3 protein-coding genes are annotated in these 2167 nt (G+C 66.0%); all 3 read right to left on the reverse strand.

Translation table 11 applies throughout. The features are described from left to right. Positions 1–202: 202 nt before the first annotated feature. On the reverse strand, positions 203–1048 hold the full coding sequence (locus DBR34_RS18025) for a hypothetical protein (RefSeq protein ID WP_128097800.1): 846 nt from the start codon (positions 1046–1048) through the stop codon (positions 203–205). Positions 1049–1334: 286 nt separating this feature from the next. Beyond that, a complete protein-coding gene (locus DBR34_RS18030) occupies positions 1335–1706 on the reverse strand; it encodes a hypothetical protein (RefSeq protein ID WP_128097801.1) in 372 nt (123 codons plus the stop codon). Between the two features lie 220 nt (positions 1707–1926). Beyond that, complete coding sequence (gene infA / locus DBR34_RS18035) at positions 1927–2145, reverse strand: translation initiation factor IF-1 (RefSeq protein WP_005409596.1); 219 nt, start codon at positions 2143–2145, stop codon at positions 1927–1929. Between the last annotated feature and the right edge of the window lie 22 nt (positions 2146–2167).

Consider the following 2167-nt stretch of genomic DNA (forward strand, 5'->3'; position numbering starts at 1 on the left):
CGGCAAGCTCGTCAACGGCGGCCGGGTCAGCATCGACGTGCGCAACGACGAGCTGTTCGTGGAAACCCAGGCAGAACCGGAGCGCCTGTTGCCGGCAACGGTGTAGGTCACGACCGTCGGTCGTGACGTGCAGCCCGGAGCGCGCCGAGCGCCTTGGGCAAGGTGGCATCACGCCTTCGTGGCGTGATGCCACGGTGCGCCCTCACATCGGTGGCGATACCAGCCGCATCTGGCAGAAGCCGTTGTCAGGCGCCAGCGTGTAGGTCCACGCGTCGGTCACCTTCATGTCTTCAAGTGCAGCGAGTGCAGTCGCGGGCATCCCACAATCCTGCCACTGCAGGATGAGGGTCGTACGGGACGTGCCGTCAGCGCGCGTCGCCAAAAGAATCGATGCGGATAGGGCATCCGGGACGCCTGCCGCATGTTGCGGCGCAGGATCCGAGGTGGCAAGTGCGGGCCGGTTGCCGCCGAACCTGACATGGAAGCGTTCGGGTGTTTCATCCGGACCCATGAGCGCAGCGTGCGCGGACAGTGCTGCGCGGATCAGGCTGGCCGCTGATGTGGTCGTGGCTGCAGGGTTGGCAAGTGGCAAGCCGGGTGAAGTATCGGCGCTGGCCATCAGAACGTAGGGTGCGGCCGTCGCTGCGCGCCACCGCGTGCTCCCGGCGCCATCCATGCCGGGGAGTTCGACGACCCAATGCGACGTGCCGTCTGCGTTTTTCGCCTCCAGCGCGCCATCCTGCTGCCAGGCGTGCACGAGCGGGTCCGCGGAGGCGGACAGCTGCAGGCTCATGTAGTCGCCTGACGCTTCGCGCAGTTCCAGGTACACCATCCGCTCGACCGTGTTCGGGAGGGCGTGGCCATGGCCTGCTATCCACGCCGGCAGGGTGGCACGCATGCCTGTGCTTCCGGCTTCGCCGTACATCAGCTCGTCGTAGGCCTCGGGCGATTGCATGAGGGGAAGCGTGTCCATCAGTGCCTGTACCTGCAGCAATGCCGGGGATGCTGCCAGTGCCGGCGTGGCGTTGGCGAGCAGTAGTCCCGTCATGAGCAGGACGGGACTAGTGCGCTGGCGCCGGTGCACCGTGTTTGGGCGTGGCTGCGCCGACGTGTGATGAGCGACGTTGAGTGCGCGCGGCAGGGTGTTGGGCCGATGCATGAAGGTGGCGAGTGGGGCGGGCGGTCAGTCTGCTACCCGGTCACGCGTACTCCCATACAAGAAGTTGCATGCTCCCGTCGCTGCTTGTGATGCTGGGCGCGGGCGGATCACGACGCGCGGTCGTGATCCGGCAGTTGCCTGCGCGTCCGGCCGGGCCTCGATGAGAGGCGATCGGTCAGCGGCGCGCGCGCGCCCGCGAGGTGAATTCCTGGGCCGTGATCGTCTCTACCTCACGGACCACGCACTTCTGCGACTTGGTGCGCAGGCTGCTTACGCCGCCACCGCACAGCTGTCCGTCGCGGTCGGGGGTGACAAAGCGCAGGTCGGAGGTTTGCGCGGCGCTGCTGCAGCTGTCCTTGAAATGCACGATGTAGTGCTGGTCGGCGTTGCGCAGCAGGATGTTGCGATCGGCGCCTGCGCGCACGATCTGCTGGTCGGCCGACAGGGAGATGCATGCGGCATCGGCGGCGGGCGCCGGTTCGGCGGCCTGGGCCGCAGTGGCAAGGCAGGTGCAGGCCAGCAGGCTGAGCAGGGACAGGGTCTTCATGGCAGGGGCCGGGGGATGGCGATCCGGATTGGATCGACAACCAGCGTGCCGCGGGACGCGCCCGTGCGAATCTGCGGCAAGGCAGCCTTACCGATGTCAGGGTGCACAGGGTCAGGGTGCCGCTTGGCAGGGTCTGGCCGCTTTATCGCGGCCACGCAAAAAGGCCAGCTCCTGGCTGGCCTTCTGGCGGGGCTTCTGTTGGGAAGCCGCCCCGAACCGCTTACTTCATGCGGTACGTGATACGACCCTTGGTCAGGTCGTAGGGCGTCATTTCGACCTTGACACGGTCGCCCGTCAGGATGCGGATGTAGTTCTTGCGCATGCGGCCGGAGATGTGGGCGATGATTTCATGCCCATTTTCCAGTCGTACGCGGAAAGTGGTGTTCGGCAGCGTCTCGCTGACGGTGCCTTCGAACTCGATGGAGTCGTCTTTCGACATGTAGTCCTGTGCAGTTCTGTAA

The organism is Stenotrophomonas sp. HMWF003, from assembly GCF_003061285.1.
Classification (GTDB): Bacteria; Pseudomonadota; Gammaproteobacteria; order Xanthomonadales; family Xanthomonadaceae; genus Stenotrophomonas; species Stenotrophomonas maltophilia_AP.